The sequence below is a fragment of the Streptomyces sp. FH025 genome, from assembly GCF_017427025.1.
GTDB lineage: Bacteria > Actinomycetota > Actinomycetes > Streptomycetales > Streptomycetaceae > Kitasatospora.
This window is the reverse complement of sequence record NZ_JAFLNG010000783.1, coordinates 1-3,283: the sequence shown is the minus strand read 5'-3', so window position 1 is coordinate 3,283 and position 3,283 is coordinate 1. Positions and strand designations below refer to the sequence as shown.

General features: G+C 69.9%; 2 protein-coding genes. One reads left to right on the top strand and one right to left on the bottom strand.

Annotated elements, in window-relative coordinates:
• Positions 1 to 245: helix-turn-helix domain-containing protein (locus J0670_RS33790; protein WP_207816127.1), on the bottom strand; the 245-nt coding region annotated here is incomplete at its 3' end.
• Positions 246 to 695: 450 nt separating this feature from the next.
• Here J0670_RS33790 and J0670_RS33785 point away from each other — a divergent pair.
• A partial coding sequence (locus tag J0670_RS33785; protein ID WP_207816125.1) for an SdrD B-like domain-containing protein occupies positions 696 to 3,283 on the top strand: 2,588 nt, incomplete at its 3' end.

Sequence of the window (3,283 nt, the reverse complement as noted above, 5' to 3'; positions counted from 1 at the left end):
GCGTGGCCGATGAGCTCGTCGGCGACGGCGAGCAGCAGGTCGTCGGTGCTGTGGAAGTAGCGGTAGACGGCGCTCGGGTCGGCGCCGAGCGAGGCGCCGAGCCGTCGTACGGTGAGCGCGTCGGCGCCGTGCTGCCCGATCAGCCGTAGCGCCGTGTCGATGATCAGCTGCCGGGAGAGCACCACGCCCTGCTTGGTGGGCCTGCGGCGTCGGCGCTGGGGCTCGGGGACTACGCGTTCGCTCATGCCCGGAAGTCTATGTCAACGCCGTTGATGTACGGCGGGTCGTCGTCGGCGCGGATCGAACGCCTGGATCCGTCCGGAACGGGATTTCTCGTGGGGGCGGCCGGGGTGGAACCGGCGTGTGTGATTCTGTTCGGGGTGTGCCCGAACCGGGACGTGCCCGTGATGACGTGAGGCGCCGACGGTCGTCCTGCCTGGTCCGGGGCCCCTTCCGTCGGGTCGTCCGCCCCGCGCCCTGTCCGCGGGCCGGCAAGTTGGCACTGGTCGGCCCGGTGTCGGTAGGGTGAGCCGGAATGTGACGCTCCATGGATACGTCTGACGGAACGTCAAAGTTCCCCATTCCGCCTCCCGGTTGTGTGAAGTCCCTTTAAGCTCCCGTTAACAAACGGCGGTTCGCCGCCACGTCACGAACTCCCTCTCGGGCGGTAGGCCCTCGGGATGATGAGAGCAGGGATGACAACAACAAGTGAACCGATGAACGGCCAGGCGCGCGGGCCCGGTTGGCGACGGCGGGGCGGCGGTGGCTCCGGCCGTCGGGCCATCGGCCGGGTCGCGGCGCTCGCCATCGCGGTCGGCAGTTCCTCCTTGGCGGCGGCGCCGGCGGCGTTCCCGCAGACCGGCGACGGAACGGTGACGGTCAAGGTGATCCGGGCCGTGGACACCTCCGGTGTCTACACGCCCGCGCTGGAGCCGGGGATCGCGGGCGTGAAGGTGACGCTCACCGACGACGCCGGTGTCGGGATCGAGGGCGTCACGGCGGCCGACGGCACGGTGACGCTGGCCCCGGCGTCGAGCAAGGCCACCGGTGGCAAGTACCGGGTGCAGGTGGTCAATCCGAAGCCGGGCGTGCTGTTCCCGGCGTTCGCCTCGCGGCAGGGGCTGGACGGCGCGCCGAACCAGCTGAGCTCCAACGAGGAGTTCGTCGACCTGTCCGGAGGCAAGAACGTCTCCTACACCACCGGTCTGTGGAACCCCGGGGACTACTGCCAGAAGAACGCGCCGTTGGCGACCGCCTGTCAGACGGCCACCTACCAGGGCGGGAACCAGCGCACGCTGGTCACCTTCCCGTACGACATGCGCGGCCAGGAGGGCCCCGGCAACGCGGCGACGAACATCGCCACCGACGCCGAGACCGGCACGATCTTCGGCCTCGCCTGGAACAAGGCGGACAAGCGGCTGTTCTCCGCGGCAACGGCCAAGCGCACCACCGACTACGGCCCCGCCGGCTCCGGCGGGATCTACGTCACCGACCTGAGCGACCCGGCGAAGAAGAAGACGACCGTCTTCACCACCGTCCCGAACGCGGGCAGCACCGCGCACGGGCCGGGGACGGACGACGCCTTCCTCGACGTGCCCGGAAAGGAGAGCCTGGGCGGCATCAAGATCACCGACGACGGCAAGGACCTGTTCGTCGTCAACCTGAACGACCGCAAGCTCTACCGCTACGACGTCACCAAGCCGACGGCCTCCGCGCCCAAGGCCTCCTACCCGATCCCGGACCCGGGCTGCCCGTCGGCTGCGGACTGGCGGCCCTACGGCCTCGGCATGCAGGACGGCACCGGCTACCTCGGCGGGGTCTGCTCCGGCGAGTCCACCGGCAAGCTGACCGACGTGCGCGCCCTGGTCCTGCCGTTCGACCTCGGCACCGGGGTGTTCGGCAAGCCGGTGCTGGACCAGCCGATGGACTACCCGCGCCAGTCCACCGTCGGCGTCGGCCCGTGCGACGGCGCGGGCTGGTTCCCGTGGACCAGCACCTTCCCGGCCTCGCAGAACGGCAAGGTCTGCGGCAACACCACCATCGCCTTCCCCGAACCGGAGCTCGGCGAGATCCAGTTCGAGACCGACGGCTCGATGCTGGTGGCCTTCAAGGACCGCTTCGCCGACCGCGGGCCGGGCGCCCCGGCGCCGAACTCGGCCACCGTCATGTCCGGCGGCGACCTGAACAAGGCCTGCCCGTCGAACGGCATGTACGTGATGGACACCAACAACGGCTGCGGGTTGTCCCCCCGGGGCACCCGGTTCTTCGCCACCGCCTGGGGTGGTCACCACAACACGGCGTTCGCCGGCATGGCGCTCTCCAAGGTCGAGAGCACCATCGCGGTCTCCGCCTTCGACCCCGACCACACCGCCGTCGGCTACGGCACGTCGTTCCTGGAGCGCAAGGACGGTACGAACGACCCGAAGTTCGGCCTGCGGTTGACCCCGGCGGGGACCAGCTCCCCCTTCGGCAAGGGCGCCGCGATGGGCGACCTCGAAGTGCTCTGCGACCAGGCTCCGTTGCAGATCGGCAACCGGGTCTGGTACGACCCCGAGCGCAAGGGCATCCAGAACCCGGGCCAGCGCCCGGTGAAGGGCGCCACCGTCCACCTCTACGACGAGTCGGGGAAGCTGGTCGGCACGGCGAAGACGACGGCGCGCGGCGAGTACTACTTCGACGACTCGAACGTCGACGGCGGGCTCAAGCCGCACACCAAGTACAGCATCAAGCTGGACAATCCGGCCGACTACGCCAAGGGAGGCCCGCTCTACCAGTGGGTGCCGACCGAACACGACATCGGTGACAACCACTTCATCGATTCGAAGGGCATCGTCCCCGCCGGCGTGAAGTTCCCCGAGCGGGCGCTGACCACCGGCGGACCGGGCGAGAACGACCACACCTTCGACTTCGGCTTCCGCCAGCAGGAGGGCGCGCTGAAGCTGGTCAAGCACGACCAGGACGGCAAGCCGCTGGCCGGGGCGAAGTTCCAGCTCTGGCACGAGACCAACGGCACCGACGGACTCCAGACCACCGGCGACAAGAAGGACACGCCGGTCGGTGACCCCTGCACCACCGGGGCCGACGGCATCTGCCAGGGCAGCGGTCTGCCCGGGACGTACTACTGGCAGGAGGTGAGCCCGCCGGACGGCTACACCGCGCCGGACACCACGGTCTTCGGGCCGCTGGTGCTCACCTCCGACAACCTGGACGAGGGGGTCACCGTGACGGCCGTCAACCGGCTGATCCCGGCCCCGACGCCCACGCCCACGCCGACGCCGACGCC